This window comes from Bradyrhizobium sp. SYSU BS000235 (assembly GCF_049747295.1).
Classification (GTDB): domain Bacteria; phylum Pseudomonadota; class Alphaproteobacteria; order Rhizobiales; family Xanthobacteraceae; genus Afipia.
Genome location: NZ_JBMHJM010000001.1, coordinates 251,109 through 265,775, shown reverse-complemented (window position 1 = coordinate 265,775; position 14,667 = coordinate 251,109). Strand labels below are relative to the sequence as shown.

General features: G+C 60.3%; 10 protein-coding genes. 6 read left to right on the top strand and 4 right to left on the bottom strand.

Annotated features, from left to right (window positions below; translation table 11 throughout):
- Position 1: 1 nt before the first annotated feature.
- From ACP0KA_RS01180 to ACP0KA_RS01160, 5 genes are all read left to right on the top strand, one after another.
- Positions 2-502: a cytochrome c-type biogenesis protein gene (locus ACP0KA_RS01180; protein WP_424627009.1), complete on the top strand. Its 501-nt coding sequence runs from the start codon at positions 2-4 to the stop codon at positions 500-502.
- 284 nt (positions 503-786) lie between these two features.
- Complete coding sequence (locus tag ACP0KA_RS01175; RefSeq protein ID WP_424627008.1) at positions 787-2,361, top strand: Do family serine endopeptidase; 1,575 nt, start codon at positions 787-789, stop codon at positions 2,359-2,361.
- 280 nt (positions 2,362-2,641) lie between these two features.
- Complete coding sequence (locus tag ACP0KA_RS01170) at positions 2,642-3,367, top strand: response regulator transcription factor (RefSeq protein ID WP_424627007.1); 726 nt, start codon at positions 2,642-2,644, stop codon at positions 3,365-3,367.
- A complete protein-coding gene (locus ACP0KA_RS01165; RefSeq protein ID WP_424627006.1) occupies positions 3,351-4,790 on the top strand; it encodes an ATP-binding protein in 1,440 nt (479 codons plus the stop codon). The genes ACP0KA_RS01170 and ACP0KA_RS01165 overlap by 17 nt, the downstream gene beginning before the upstream one ends.
- Positions 4,787-7,750 carry a bifunctional [glutamine synthetase] adenylyltransferase/[glutamine synthetase]-adenylyl-L-tyrosine phosphorylase gene (locus ACP0KA_RS01160; RefSeq protein ID WP_424627005.1) on the top strand — a complete coding sequence of 988 codons (2,964 nt, stop codon included), beginning with the start codon at positions 4,787-4,789 and terminating at the stop codon, positions 7,748-7,750. The genes ACP0KA_RS01165 and ACP0KA_RS01160 overlap by 4 nt, the downstream gene beginning before the upstream one ends.
- Here ACP0KA_RS01160 and ACP0KA_RS01155 read toward each other — a convergent pair.
- The 3 genes from ACP0KA_RS01155 to ACP0KA_RS01145 all read right to left on the bottom strand — a co-directional run bounded on the left by ACP0KA_RS01155 (position 7,641) and on the right by ACP0KA_RS01145 (position 12,794).
- Positions 7,641-10,067 carry a PAS domain-containing sensor histidine kinase gene (locus ACP0KA_RS01155; protein WP_424627004.1) on the bottom strand — a complete coding sequence of 809 codons (2,427 nt, stop codon included), beginning with the start codon at positions 10,065-10,067 and terminating at the stop codon, positions 7,641-7,643. The two genes, ACP0KA_RS01160 and ACP0KA_RS01155, sit on opposite strands and share 110 nt — an antisense overlap.
- A 224-nt stretch (positions 10,068-10,291) precedes the next feature.
- Positions 10,292-11,659 (bottom strand): cation diffusion facilitator family transporter, encoded by a 1,368-nt coding sequence (locus ACP0KA_RS01150; protein ID WP_424627003.1) that lies wholly within the window; start codon positions 11,657-11,659, stop codon positions 10,292-10,294.
- Between the two features lie 166 nt (positions 11,660-11,825).
- A complete protein-coding gene (locus tag ACP0KA_RS01145) occupies positions 11,826-12,794 on the bottom strand; it encodes a zinc-binding dehydrogenase (protein WP_424627002.1) in 969 nt (322 codons plus the stop codon).
- Between the two features lie 105 nt (positions 12,795-12,899).
- On the opposite strand from ACP0KA_RS01145, the gene ACP0KA_RS01140 reads away from it, so the two are divergent.
- Positions 12,900-14,012: a four-carbon acid sugar kinase family protein gene (locus tag ACP0KA_RS01140; RefSeq protein ID WP_424627001.1), complete on the top strand. Its 1,113-nt coding sequence runs from the start codon at positions 12,900-12,902 to the stop codon at positions 14,010-14,012.
- A 172-nt stretch (positions 14,013-14,184) separates the two neighbouring features.
- On the opposite strand, the gene ACP0KA_RS01135 is transcribed toward ACP0KA_RS01140, so the two are convergent.
- Positions 14,185-14,553, bottom strand: a complete 369-nt coding sequence (locus ACP0KA_RS01135) for a hypothetical protein (protein ID WP_424627000.1) — start codon at positions 14,551-14,553, stop codon at positions 14,185-14,187.
- Positions 14,554-14,667: the final 114 nt, after the last annotated feature.

The following is a 14,667-nucleotide window of genomic DNA, read 5'->3' as shown; positions in this document are numbered from 1 at the left end:
GATGAGACGCTTCATCCCTGTCTTGTTGGCGATGCTGTTGCTGGCTCCGTCGGTGGTTCACGCTGTTCAGCCTGACGAGGTGATGGCGAATCCCGCGCAAGAAGCACGGGCTCGGGCGTTGTCGCGTGAACTGCGCTGCATGGTGTGTCAGAATCAATCGATCGATGATTCCGATGCGCCGTTGGCACGAGACCTGCGATTGCTGGTGCGCGAGCGCATCGCCGCTGGTTCTACCGATGCGCAGGTCATGGATTTTCTCGTGTCGCGCTACGGTGAATTCGTCCTGCTGAAACCGCGCCTCGAAGGGCACACGATCGTGCTGTGGTTGATTCCACCTTTGGCCCTGATCGGAGGCGGCGTGGCTTTGTGGTTCTACAACCGGCGTCGCACCCGCGTGGGCGACGGCGAGGGTGGTGCGACATTCCACCTCACCCCGGACGAAGAGGCGCGGCTCGAGACGCTTATTGCCGACGAAGACTCAATGAAAAAGCCAGTGTCCTGAATCCGAAGTCGCCTCATACTGCAGCGCATTCACAGCGAACTTCGGATTCATAAGGGCACTCATAAGCCTATGATTCTAGTGCGGTTCGGGTTCGAGGTTCGCTTAAGGGATGCGCCGGGAAATGAAGCGAATTCTGAACCGCCACACGAGTTTGACGGGCTTTCCGGGGCGCTATTTTTATTACAAAACATTAATTCCCCCGTCAGTACGCGGTAAGGCCACGAAGTCCATCTTCCAGGTGAGAGGTGCACAACGCACCACGAGTTTTGCCCTGGAGAGCATTTATGTCCGACCGCCCCGATCTTTCTAACCTCCCTTCATACTCCGCCCCACGTCGCTCGGTGTTTTCTGCGCGGAAGTTCGCGCTGATGGCGTCGGTGGTCGCTGGTCTTGGCGTTGCCGCGTATGGCTTTGGCCCGACGTTGAACAAAATCGACGTGCTGACCACCACGGCGCATGCGCAGGTCAACAAGGATGTCCGCCAGGTTCAGCAGCCGATTGGCTTTGCGGATATCGTCGAACGCGTGAAGCCGTCCGTCATCTCGGTCCGCGTGAAGATCAACGAGAAAACGCCGGACAATGCCGTCGAAGACTCGCCATTCCCTCCCGGATCTCCGATGGAGCGCTTCTTCCGTCGCTTCGGTGGTCCGGATGGATTCCCGGGCGGCCGTGGCGGCCGTGGACGTGGCCAGATGGTGACCGGTCAGGGGTCGGGCTTCTTCATCTCGGCTGACGGCTACGCGGTGACCAACAACCACGTGGTTGATGGCGCGGAGAAGGTTGAAGTCACCACCGACGATGGCAAGGTTCACACCGCAAAGGTGATTGGCACGGACTCGCGGACTGACCTTGCTCTCATTAAGGTCGACGGCATCAGCAACTTCCCGTTCGCGAAACTTTCCGATGGCCAACCTCGTATTGGTGACTGGGTGCTCGCGGTCGGCAATCCGTTCGGCCTCGGCGGCACCGTGACGGCGGGTATCGTTTCGGCGCGCGGCCGTGACATCGGCAGCGGACCGTACGATGACTTTATCCAGATCGATGCGCCCGTGAACAAAGGCAACTCGGGTGGCCCGACCTTCAATACCGAGGGCGACGTCGTGGGTGTGAACACTGCGATCTACTCGCCGTCCGGCGGCAGCGTCGGCATTGCCTTCGCAATCCCGGCGTCGACGGTGAAGAGCGTCGTCAAGCAGCTGCAGGACAAGGGCTCGGTCAGCCGCGGCTGGATCGGCGTTCAGATCCAGCAGGTGACGCCCGAGATCGCCGACAGCCTTGGTCTGAAGAAGGCCGAAGGCGCACTGGTCGCCGAACCGCAAGCCAGTAGCCCGGCAGCGAAGGCTGGCATCGAATCCGGTGACGTGATCACGCGGGTCAATGATCAGCCGGTCAAGGATGCACGCGAGCTTGCTCGCACCATCGGCGGCATGGCACCCGGCACCACGATCAAGCTCGCCGTGCTCCACAAGGGGCAGGACAAGACGCTCAGCATGACGCTGGGTGAGCTGCCGAACGCGAAGACGGCGAAGGCCGATACGGACCAGAACGACAGTGGTCGTTCGGGACGCGGGACAACGGTCCCGCACCTTGGTCTGACCCTGGCTCCGGCAAACAGTGTCGCCGGCGCTGGCAAGGATGGTGTTGTTGTGACCGATGTCGACCCGAACAGCCCGTCAGCCGAGCGTGGCTTCAAGGAAGGCGACGTCATTCTTGAAGTCGCCGGCAAGCTGGTTGCCACACCGGGCGAGGTCCGCGAGGCGGTGACCACCGCACGCGCCGAGAACAAGAACAGCGTGCTGGTTCGTGTTCGCTCGGGTGACTCCTCGCGCTTCGTCGCGCTGCCGGTGTCCAAGGGCTGATAACCGATTGCTCCGTGTCGTCAGGCACGGAGCATGAGATGGGGAGTTGTCGCCGGCACTTTTCGCCCCCGCCGACGGCTCCTTCCCGGGGATGGGTCAAAAGCCCATCCCTCGTTTCCACTTTCGACGGAATACGCCCCCCTTCGTCGAAAGAGAGCGCGCGATCGCACTCCAGTCGGTCGTGCGGCGGGCGGCGGAGTCTCCCCAGCTTCGCCGCCCGTTTTCCCTTTATGGAGCATCGGACCGCCCCCGCGGCTTGCATGAGGACTTGCATCGCGCCATGGTGACATCAAGCACAGCTCTTTCGCCCCAGACCGAATCAAAAATGCGACTGCTCATCGTTGAAGACGACCGCGAGTCGGCCGACTACCTCGTAAAAGCGTTTCGCGAGGTGGGGCATATCGCCGACCTTGCTGGCGACGGCGAGGAAGGCCTCGCGCTGGCCGAGACCGGCGATTACGATGTTTTGGTGATCGACCGGATGCTGCCGAAGCGCGACGGGCTTTCGATCATCGGCACGCTGCGCGGCAAGGGCAATCATACGCCTGCGCTTATTCTGTCGGCACTCGGACAGGTCGACGATCGTATCAAAGGCCTTCGTGCCGGCGGCGACGATTACCTGCCGAAACCTTATTCATTTGCCGAACTGCTGGCGCGCGTTGAAGTGCTGTCGCGCCGCAAGGGCGGGCCGTCTGAGGACACCACTTATCGCGTTGGCGATCTCGAACTGGACCGGCTGTCGCATCGCGTGGTGCGCGGCACGGCCGAGATCACGCTGCAGCCGCGCGAATTCCGGCTGCTGGAGTATTTGATGAAACATGCCGGGCAGGTGGTCACGCGCACCATGCTGCTCGAGAATGTTTGGGACTATCATTTTGATCCGCAGACCAACGTGATCGACGTGCATATCTCGCGGTTGCGCTCGAAAATCGACAAGGGCTACGATCGCCCGCTGCTGCACACCATTCGTGGTGCGGGATACATGGTACGTGACGGCATTCGGTAAACTCATTCGTACGACAGCGTTTCGATTGACGCTGGTTTATTTGCTTCTTTTTGCATTATTCGCGGCGTCGCTGTTGGGCTATTTCGCCTGGAACACGCGCCGCATGATCACCGAACAGATTACTGAGACGGTCAACTCCGAACTCAGTGAACTTACTGATCAATATTCGCGCGCAGGGCTTCGAGGCCTCGTGTCGGCGATCGAGGCGCGTGCGCTGCGCCCCGGCGCCAATCTTTATCTGATCACAACATCACAAGGGCAGGGGGTTGCCGGCAACATTGCTTCACTTGCACCCGGAATCATGGATCACCCGGGCTGGGCCGAAACCTTCTATACGCGGCTCGATGAAACCGACACCAAGAGCCACTATGCGCTGGTCCGGGTCGAGCAACTGCCAGGTGGATTTCGTCTGCTGATTGGCCGAGATCTGGAAGAGCGGCGCAGGCTGTTCGGTATTGTCGCGAAGGCGGCGCAATGGTCGTTGCTGATCGTCGTGGTCCTTGGGCTCTGCGGCGGCGTATTCGTTGCGCGCCGCGTGCTGCACAGGATCGATGCCATGACCGGCACGACCCAGCGCATTATGGCGGGCGATCTGAGCGAGCGCTTGCCTGTCGGGCGGAGCGGTGACGAACTGGATCGTCTGGCCGAAAATCTCAACGCCATGCTGGAGCGCATCGAGGCGCTGATGGTCGGGCTCAAGGAGGTTTCCGACAACATTGCCCATGACCTCAAGACGCCGCTGACACGGCTCCGGAATCGTGCCGAGGAGGCGTTGGCAAAGGCGGGCAATGAGACTGAATACCGCGCCGCTTTGGAACGGACGATCGACGAGTCCGATGGCCTGATCCGGACCTTCAATGCGCTACTGATGATTGCGCGCGCCGAATCCGGGCAGGCACGCGACAACATGATCGATTTTGATGCCGCCGAGGTGGCGCAGGGCATCCAGGAACTCTACGAGCCGCTCGCGGAAGACAAAGGGCTTTCGCTCGAGGTGAAAACCGAGGCGGCATCGATCCACGGCAATCGTGAGTTGATCAGCCAGGCTCTCGCCAATCTCGTGGAAAATGCCATCAAATATGGCCAGCCTGTTGCAGTTGCTGCAGAATCCGACTTGCCGGATAAGAATACCGCTGACAGAGCCCCTGATATCCTGATCGAAGCCCAGCGGGAGGGTGACAACGTTCATCTCAGTGTCACAGATCATGGTCCGGGGATTCCTGAAGCTGATCGCGCGCGGGCGGTCGAGCGCTTCGTCCGGCTTGAAGCCAGCCGGACACAGCCAGGATCGGGACTTGGGTTAAGTCTGGCCTCGGCCGTCGCGACGTTGCATGGTGGCGACCTGCGACTCGCGGATAGCCAGCCGGGGCTACGCGTGACGCTTGTGATCCCGAGCCGGGGCGTGGAACAAAAGAGCGTATGATATTGACCGCGACGGGCGACGCGGATCGGCCGTATTTGGCCGCGCGTTTTGTCACCGGGCCCCAATTGTCTGACCCTGCAGAAGCCGAACGGCGTCTTGCGGATTGGTTTGGCGACATCGCGCCTGAGCATGCGCGTGCGCTCGAAGAGATTGTCGGTCGCTTTCCTCATGCGAAGTCGATCCTCGCGGGAATTGCCGAGGCGTCACCTTATCTGTTCGACCTGGTCAGATTCGATGCCGCACGGACGCTGCGGCTGCTCCAGTGCGATCCCGACAGTCATGTCGCTGCTCTGATCGGCAATGCGGTTGCGGAGGTCGCTGCGGCGTCGGCTGAAGCCGACGTCATGTCCTCTCTGCGCCGGATGAAGTCCGAGGCCGCACTGATGATCGCCTTGTGCGACATCGGCGGGGTGTGGCCGGTGATGCATGTGACCAAGGCGCTCACGGACATTGCCATCACATCGGTTCAGTGCGCCATTCGCTTCCTGCTGATGCAGGAGGCCGCGCGCGGCCGCCTGTTGCCGCCGACCCCGGACCATCCTGAAGAGGGAACGGGCCTTATCGTGCTTGCCATGGGCAAGATGGGGGCCGGAGAGCTGAACTACTCCAGCGATATCGACCTGATCGTGTTTTACGATCTCGAAACGGCGGTGCTGGCCGAAGGCCTCGATCCAACGCCATTCTTTGTCAAGGTTGCGCAGGGCCTGCCGCGACTGCTGCAGCAGCGCACCGGCGATGGGTATGTCTTCCGCGTCGACCTGCGGCTGCGGCCGGATCCCGCATCCACGCCGGTCGCAGTGTCGACGGCGGCAGCGTTGCATTACTACGAGCGAGAAGGCCGGACCTGGGAACGCGCCGCCATGATCAAGGCATTGCCTTGTGCGGGTGACCTCAAGGCGGGCAACGACTTGCTGACGGAGATTGCGCCCTTCGTCTGGCGCAAGCATCTCGACTTCGCGGCACTGACAGACATTCACGACATGAAGCGTCAGATGCAGACGTATCGAGGTCAGAGCGAAATTTCCGTCGAAGACCACAACGTCAAAGTGGGCCGCGGCGGCATTCGCGAGATCGAGTTTTTCGCGCAAACGCAACAGCTGATCGCCGGTGGACGGCATCCCGAACTACGCACGCGCCCGACGCTGGTCACTTTGGACGTTCTCGCTGCAGGCAACTGGATTACGGGCGAGGCGCGCGATGAGCTGACGTCAGCCTATACCTTCCTGCGCCGCGTCGAGCACCGCCTGCAGATGCTGGCTGACGAACAAACGCATTCGCTGCCCGCCGATGCGGAGGCCGTGGAGCGGTTTGCCCGGTTCTTCGGGTACAACAGCCGCGACGATTTTGCGAAAGATCTGCTGGCTCACCTCAATTGCGTGCAGAGTCACTATGGCAGGTTGTTTGAAGGGGATCCCAGCGCTGAAACGGCGCCGGATATCAACTACGGTGCAGGCCCCGAAGACCAACGGCTCATCGACCATCTTCTCAATCTGGGCTTCAAGAAACCCAGATTAGCGGCCGAGACGGTTCAGCGTTGGGTGGCCGGGGAATATCGCGTGTTCAAAGTCGACGCGACCCGGCAAGCCTTTCAGGAGTTCGTCCCTGAACTCATCCGCGGACTGTCGCGGGCCGAGGAGCCGGACGACGCGGTGCTGGCGTTCGACCGTTTCCTGCAAGCCCTGCAGCGCGGCGGACGATTGATCTCGCTGCTGAGCCAGAACAAGGAGTTGGTGGCGCTGGTCGCGCTCGTGCTTGGCGCTGCGCCGCGTTTAAGTGACATGCTGGCGAGGCAGCCGCAAATCATGGACGGGCTCATTGATCCGCGCTTCTTCGGAGCGATGCCCGATCAAAATGAACTCTCGGCGCGCCTTGCTGCGACATTGGCCGACGCGAACTCCTACGAAGAATTTCTCGACCGCTTGCGGCTGTTCGGACAGGAGAGCCTGTTCCTGATCGGCACGCGCATTCTTTCCGGCACCGTATCCGCGCGGGAAGCTGGCATTGCCTTCGCCGATGTTGCCGAGGGAATTGCCCACACCGTCCATGGCCTCGTCATGGATCAGTTCGCTGAGCAGCATGGTCGAATTCCCGAGCAGGAAACCGCCATCGTTGCGATGGGTAAGCTCGGCAGCCGCGAGATGACGGCGTCCTCCGATCTGGATCTGATCCTGATCTATGATTTCGATCATGAAAATCCGGATTCGAACGGTGCCAAGCCGCTGCACGGCTCGCAGTATTTTGCGCGGCTGACTCAGCGTTTGATCAGCGCGTTCACGACGCGCACGAACTACGGCGTGCTGTATGAGATCGACATGCGGCTGCGGCCATCCGGGCGCGCCGGGCCGCTGGCTTCGCGCATCGATGCATTCGCCGAATATCAGCAGCACGAAGCGTGGACCTGGGAGCATATGGCGCTGACCCGCGCGCGCGTGATTTCTTCTTCGCCTGAATTCAAGGCGAAGATAGAAGCGGTGATCCGCGAGGTGTTAACGCGCCGCCGCGAGACCCGCATCATTGCCAACGACGTGCTCGAGATGCGCCGCGCCATTGCCGAGGAAAAAGGCGAGAACGACATCTGGGACTTGAAATATGCTGCCGGCGGCATGATCGATATCGAGTTCATCGCGCAGTATCTTCAGTTGATACATGCGGCCGATAAGCCCGACATCCTCAACGTCAGCACTGTGCAGGTTCTCGCTAACGCTGCGACTCTCGGCATTCTGTCGCAGTCCGATGCCGATACGCTGCGCAGGGCAGCGCGGCTCTATCACGATCTGACACAGATTCTTCGGCTCTGTGTGAGCGCGAAATTCAATCCGGAGACGGCGGGGGAAGACTTGTTGCGCGTGCTTACGCGGGCTGGTGATGCACCGGACTTTTCCGCGCTCGAGGCGCATGTGCGAGAGACCCAGACTTCCGTGCGCGAGGTTTTCTTGAAGCTGGTTGAAGCGGCGGGCTGACGGACGCAAGTTGAATCAGCTGCGGTTCGTGCTTTACGGCACCCAACGGCAGCTTGACGCACACGATCGTTCCCTTGCCGAGTTTTGAACGAAGCTTCATTGAGCCGCCGTGCAGGCTGGCGAGCGATTTTGCGATTGCCAGGCCCAATCCGGACCCATGGTAACTTTTGGTCAGCTGGCTTTCGACCTGTTCGAAAGGGCGTCCAAGCTTTGTCAGGGATTGCGGAGCGATGCCGATGCCGGAATCGGCAATCGTCAGGATGACGCACGTTCCGCAGATACGCCCGCGAACCGTCACGTGACCGTTGTCCGGGGTGAACTTGACGGCATTGGACAGCAAATTCACTGCAATCTGCTTCATTGCGCGACGATCGGCGACGATTGGAAGCGCGCCTTCAATATCCGCGGTTACCGTAAGCTTCTTGACCTCGGCGCGCCCTGACACCACGCGCAATGACTCTGTGAGAGTTTGTGCGAGGTCGACGTGCTCATAGTCGAGCTTCATGCGGCCGGCCTCGATCTTCGACATATCGAGGATGTCGTTAATGACCTCAAGCAGGTAGTTTCCGCTGGTCAGGATATCGTGACAATATTCCTGATACTTTTCGGAGCCCAACTCACCGAACATGCCGCTGCCCATCACTTCCGAGAAGCCGATGATGGCGTTGAGAGGGGTGCGCAATTCATGGCTCATATTGGCCAGGAATTTCGACTTGGTCTGGTTGGCTTCCTCGGCGCGATTTTTTTCTTCCGAATATTTCTGTGCCAGATCGGCCAGTTCCTGCGCCTGTCGTTCAAGCTCGGCCTGCGAGCGCTTGAGATCGATCACGTTGGCGGTGAGGCGAAGATCGTTGTCGATCAGCTTCTGCTCATGAAGCTTGATCTGCGTAATGTCGGTACCGACCGAAACGTAGCCGCCGTCCTTGGTGCGGCGCTCGCTAATATGCAGCCAGGTGCCGTCTTCGAGTTGCGCCTCGAATGTCCGCGCGCCGGGCTCAACCGAACTCGGTATCCGCGAGCGCATTGAGGGCATGGTGCCGGCCTGGGCGACCGTTTCAAACGGCGTGCCCTGTTTCACTGCGGTATCCGGGAGCTTGTGTAGCCGCTTGAAATGCGAATTGCAGAGCAGCAGGCGATCTTCGGCGTCCCACAGGACGAATGCCTCGGGGACCGTCTCGATGGCATCGCGCAGCCGCAAGTCTGCCTCGACGGTCTTCTCCGCAAGGTTCTTCTGTTCGGTAATGTCGACGGCGATACCGATCAGGTGGCAGTCGCTGTCGCCCTGGCCCTGGCTGAGCTCACAGCGAACCCGAAGCCAGATCCAGTGGCCATTGGCATGACGCATCCGGAAGCTCTGGTCGATGTGGTCGATTTGGCCGGACACGAGCTGGTTCGCGGTCTCGAACAGGTCGATGTCGTCGGATTTGACCAGCGCATTGACTTCACCGAACGTCAGGAGGTCGCTGCGGCTTTCAAGTCCCAGCAACGTGAACATGGATTGCGACCAGAAGATGCGTCCGCGTGACAGGTCCCAATCCCACAGACCGCAGCGGCCGCGGTTGAGAGCTGTGTCGATTCGTGCGCGGACGGCATCGTTAATCAGGTCGCCTTCGCGAGCTCGCGTCGATTGCCAGTGGAACGCAAAGCCGAGAATGAGCACCACGAAGCCGGTGGTTGCCGACAGGGTGATCTGAAGCGCGGCGTCAGAGCGCCACAGCGATTCGACCGGTTCCTGGATGACCGTGATGAAGCCGGGAAGGGACTTGATGGCGCGCTGTGTCGCCAAAGCAGCCGCGCTATGAGGAAGATTAACGTCCACGACCTCCGAATGAGTGCCCTGCAACGTCAGCAATTGCGTCGCCTTGAGAATATCGCGGATCCGATCGCTGTCGCCAAAGCCTTCTTTGGACATGCGGGCCACGGTGCGCTGGTCCGCACTGGTAATAATGAAATGGCGGCCAGCAACGAGGCCCCATTGCGGCAGCAGGTCCGGCAGCTCACTCTGAAGTCGGTCGGCCGGTGCAGCACGCTCCTGCCGTGTGAAGACCATGTGGTCGAGGCGGTCGGCGAGCAGGTCGGCCAGTGCTAACAGTTCGTGCCTCGTTGCGACCTGTTGCTGTCTGCGTTGGTCCATCACTTGGACGTAAGCCCCAATGCAGATGGTGATCAGAAAGGCGATGATGAGAATCGGAACGGCGCGTCGAAGCGCGGGCTCCGCGATCTGCCACCGGTGATAGGCCGGTTTCGCAATCGATTGCGCCATTCCCTTGATGGAATCGGATTGGACACACGTCGTCGCTGCGTGCGAGCGCGCCATGCCTTCGGCCCCTTGAATTTTCTGTCTGCCACCCCGCCCGAGAGGTTTTCCCCGACCTCTCGAATCATAGGTCGATTTGAATCCACTTTTTCGGTGCTGTCGAGAGTCAACGAATCCTTAAAGCGAAATAAATCTTATCCAAAGAAGATTGGGACGATTTGGCGCGCGCAAAGTGAGTCCGAAACGAGAACGCAGTGCCCGATCGGCCGCGCAACGTTTCGCAATCAGTGTGCCGGTTCGGCGTGACTGATGACGCGCTTGACCGATGGATAGGCGCGGCGCAGTCCACGCTCGATGGCATCGACGTGTTCGTGGACTTCGAGGACAGTCATTGTTGGCGCCGCACGGCAGTGAAAATTCACGATCTCACCGGCATCGGTATTGCGCACGCGCACGTTATGTACGTCATGAATTGCTCCGCCTTCAGCGGCAAGACGAGCAAGCGTCTGCTGGATGGCGTCAACCCGTTCAGGTCCGGTATCGGTGCCGAGCGGCAATTCCGGCTGCAGTGGTTCGATATGCGTGTCGACCTCGACGTCCGAGCCGAACTCTTCCCGGATCGCATGTTCAAGGTCGTGGGCGATGCTGTGTGCACGATCGAGCGGCATATCGGCATCGATTTCCAGGTCGATGCCCACGGTCAACTTCTCGCCGAGGTCGTGAACGGTGACGTGGTGGATGGCCAATCCCGAATTACGGGCGATCACCATGATTCGCTCGCGAACAGTTTCGTTGTCGCGTGCGACGGGGACGGCAGTGAATGTCAAATCCGCATCGTGGAGCGCACGCGTGACCGCGTCCTGGGCCTTGTGCTTGATGGCGTCGATGCGGTCGATCGGGTAGGTGCGAGGCACTTGCACCGTCGCGTCGATAAAATGCCGGGCACCGACCATTCGAACCCGCAGCCGCTCAACGTCAATCACGCCGGGGATGGCCCGGATTGCAGTCTCGGCGGCTTCGGTCGCCCCCTCAGGGGCGCGGTCGAGCAGGGTTTCGATCGTTGAGCGGCCGAGTTTCAATCCCAGCAGCGAAATGAGGATAGCAACGGCGATCGCTGCGGCCGAATCGCCCCATTCATAGCCGAACGCGGAGAGGCCGAGGCCGATGATGACCGCGCTCGATCCCAATACGTCCGAGGCGAAGTGAAGGGCGTCGGCTTCGAGTGCCTGGCTTTTCGTGTCCATGGCGGTGCGATGCAGGGCATGCGCGCGCCAGAAGTTCACCGCGATGTCGATGACCAGAACGATGAAAGGCAATGCCGACAGAGTTGGCGGAGGAGCGCCTTCACGCAGCCGCCCGAACGCTTCGACCACGATGCCGCCCGCCAGGATGTAAAGCATGGCGATGACAAGCAGGGCCGACAGGCTCTCAATTTTGCCGTGGCCGTAATGATGCTCGGCGTCTGCAGGCTTGTCCGAGATGCGGACCACGATCCAGGTGATGATCGTGGCGACAAGATCGACAGAGCTGTGCAGCGCTTCGGAGATCAACGCGATACTGCCAATAGCCACGCCAACCGCGAACTTGACCGCGGCCATGCTGGCGCTGGCCGCGATCGAGATTGCCGCAACTCGTTGTTTGACTGCGCTCATCGACCCCTCTCGTTAGAAGGGACTTGTCACGATCCTGCGGCGAGCGTCAACAACGCTAGTGTCCCGAATCCGAAGTTCGCCTGAAGGGCGCGCGGAGAAAAATGAAGCGAACTTCTGAATCACCACACTAGTTGCTTGTTAAAATGAGTTTCATTCGCAGCAAGCGTCAGAATTTAAGGACAATCTTACCGAAGTGCTTGTTCGTGGACATGTGGTCGACGGCTTGCGCGATGTCGTCGAACGGGAACACGCGATCGATTGGCAATTTCAACTGGCCGCTTTCGACACCCGCCCAGATATCCTGTCTGACTTGGCTGAAGATCTCCCGTATCTCTTCGAGCGAACGCGTGCGGAATGTCACGCCGATGTAACTGATGCGCCGCGCGGCGTGGAGATCGAAATCGAAGTCGCCGTGGCTACCGCCGAGACGGCCGACATTGACAATTCGCCCCAGAACCTTGGTTGCGGCCAGATTCTGGTTGGCGAGCTTGCCGGATACCTGATCGATGATGACGTCGACACCTGCGCCGCCGGTGGCTTCGAGCACTTGATCGACCCATTTCGGATCATTGGAATCAATTGCGAGATCTGCTCCGCATTCTTTTAGGCGGGCCCGGCGTGCAGCATCGGTCGACGAACCGATAACGAGTTTTGCACCTTTCAACTTGGCGATCTGCTGTGCCATCAGCCCGACGCCTGAGCTTGCTCCCTGGACCAGGATGTTCTGGCCCGGCTGAAGTCCGCCGATGGTGACGACGGCATTGTGCATGGTGGTCAATGCCAGTGCCAAAGATGCGGCTTGTTCGAAACCCATTCCCGATGGAATAGGGAGGGCGCGGCCATAGTCGGTCACCGCGTATTCGGCATATCCGCCGGCACCAGAGCCCATGACGCGGTCGCCGACCTTCCAGCCCTTCGCTTCAGGCCCCAGTTCGACAATCTCGCCGGCCCATTCCATTCCAAGGACTGTGCCCGCGCCACCGGCCGAGCCGTGCACGTGCCCCTTGATCATGCCGAGGTCTGCGCGGTTCATGCCGCAGGCGTGGACCTTCACCAAAATCTGCGATCCCTTGGGGGATGGTTTGGGGGTATCGGTGATGGCGGCGCCGTTGGTCCCGTAGACATAAGCTTTCATGGGCGTTCCCGATGTTTTTAGAAATTGATGAGGTAGTCTTGACGCAAATTCCTGGACCGCGCAAACCCACGATTGCGTGACACTTCTTTGAGAAACGAACCCCCGATGGCGCTGCTTCGGCTTCTTGCGGACGATCTGACCGGCGCGCTCGATACGGGAGTTGAATTCGTCGGACTATGCGGTCCGTTGGAGGTGTGCTGGACGCAGAGCTTGCCGTCAACGCTTTCGGAAAGCCTGATCCTCGACAGCGGCACGCGCGAACTTGGCAAAGCCCAGGTGGTGCCGATCATCGAACGGCTGGTACCTGCGCTGTATGACGCGACCATTGCGTTCAAGAAGGTCGATAGCCTGATGCGCGGAGAGTGGGCCGCTGAACTCGCGGCCTGCCTGCGGCCGGGCAGGTGGTCGTCCTGCATTGTCGCGCCGGCATTTGTCTATCAGGGGCGGCGGACGCGCGGCGGCCAGCAATTCGCACGGACCCAGGACGGCAGTTGGTCGCCCGTCGGCGGCAACATTCTGGCACTGCTTGCAGCGGAAGGAATCGATGCCCATCAAGGGCAGTTGGAGAAGGAATTGCCGCCAGGCGTCAGTGTCTTCAACGCCGAGAGCGAAGATGACCTGGATCGCGTCGTCGCGGTGGGGCGCTCTGCCCAAGGCTCAGTCCTATGGGTTGGGAGTGGCGGTCTTGCTCGAGCGCTGGCGCGCGGTCACGAGGTGAGTGTATCGCCGCGGTTGCAAGCTCCGGTACTGGGATTGTTCGGCTCTGATCAGCCCGCAACAGCCGCGCAGCTTGCGGCATGCGGATCTCAGGTGGTCACCCTTACCGAGGGGGCGCCAGACCATGCACGCGACGTGGAGCGCCGGCTTGCAGCGGATGGCGTTGTCCTGGCGCGGTTCGGCCTTCCCTCCGGACTTTCCAGGACTGACGCGGCGCAACGGATTGCGCGCGAGCTTGCGGCGATGACCTTGCAGCTCCAACCGCCGGGGACGCTTATCGTTGCCGGCGGGGAAACACTCAGGGCGCTTTGTGTCGCTATTGGTGCGCAATCGTTGAAGTTGGCAGGCCAGATCATGCCAGGCCTTCCGCGATCGGTGATACAGGGTGGGCGTTGGTCGGACGTTGAAGTCATCTCCAAATCGGGATCGCTCGGCCCCGCAAACCTGTGGGCAGATCTGCTGCGTGACAATCACCTTGTTCCAGATCGGATCGGAACATGACGGAGCTACGGCCTGCGCCGGCGATACCGCACGCGGGATGCCGATCGGTCACAGGATCGCGTTCGGCATCGCTGATGACGGCAAATGAACGCAGTGTCGTCGAGGTGATCAAGCTGGCCCAGCGCCTCGAATTATTTTCGCGCGGACGGTGCCAGGATCAGCGATCCCGGGATCAAAAGAGTTCGGTCGACGCCACATGATTCAGAACCTGAATCTGCTGTGATGCTGGCGCCGAGGTCGATCCTTCCGCTTCCGATACGATCTTGAGAAGCTTTTTATAAGCACGATCCGCCGTCTCGACGGGAAGCGGCTCTTCATCAAAAGATTCGATGTATCGGCCGGCCATCGCTGCGAGCAGCGTATATAGCGCGCGATGCTCGCTGTCGGATGCTGAAAGCTGGAGGGTTCTATTGCGAAAGGCCTTGTAAGTGCGAAGGCCAGAATGTTGGCCCGAAAGCCATGTGGTGAGTTCACCCAAGATGTTTCTCCCTTGATGCAAGAGGAAACAGCCGTTTTTAAGGGGGACGAACTCGGTGGGCAAGGGGCTATTTAATCACGACATCGTGCAGTAACTATAGCCTGCAGGGTCGTTGGGGAGCGGATGTAAAGCACTTTGCTCCAATCGTTGGGCCACTGTTATATGGCGCATTCATCG

Bases quoted from the DNA above. Each gene is read 5' to 3' on its own strand.
- ACP0KA_RS01170 (WP_424627007.1), top strand. From the start codon at position 2,642: ATGGTGACATCAAGCACAGCTCTTTCGCCCCAGACCGAATCAAAAATG.
- ACP0KA_RS01160 (WP_424627005.1), top strand. From the start codon at position 4,787: ATGATATTGACCGCGACGGGCGACGCGGATCGGCCGTATTTGGCCGCG.
- ACP0KA_RS01175 (WP_424627008.1), top strand. From the start codon at position 787: ATGTCCGACCGCCCCGATCTTTCTAACCTCCCTTCATACTCCGCCCCA.
- ACP0KA_RS01145 (WP_424627002.1), bottom strand. From the start codon at position 12,794: ATGAAAGCTTATGTCTACGGGACCAACGGCGCCGCCATCACCGATACC.
- ACP0KA_RS01140 (WP_424627001.1), top strand. From the start codon at position 12,900: ATGGCGCTGCTTCGGCTTCTTGCGGACGATCTGACCGGCGCGCTCGAT.
- ACP0KA_RS01180 (WP_424627009.1), top strand. From the start codon at position 2: ATGAGACGCTTCATCCCTGTCTTGTTGGCGATGCTGTTGCTGGCTCCG.
- ACP0KA_RS01155 (WP_424627004.1), bottom strand. From the start codon at position 10,067: ATGGCGCGCTCGCACGCAGCGACGACGTGTGTCCAATCCGATTCCATC.
- ACP0KA_RS01150 (WP_424627003.1), bottom strand. From the start codon at position 11,659: ATGAGCGCAGTCAAACAACGAGTTGCGGCAATCTCGATCGCGGCCAGC.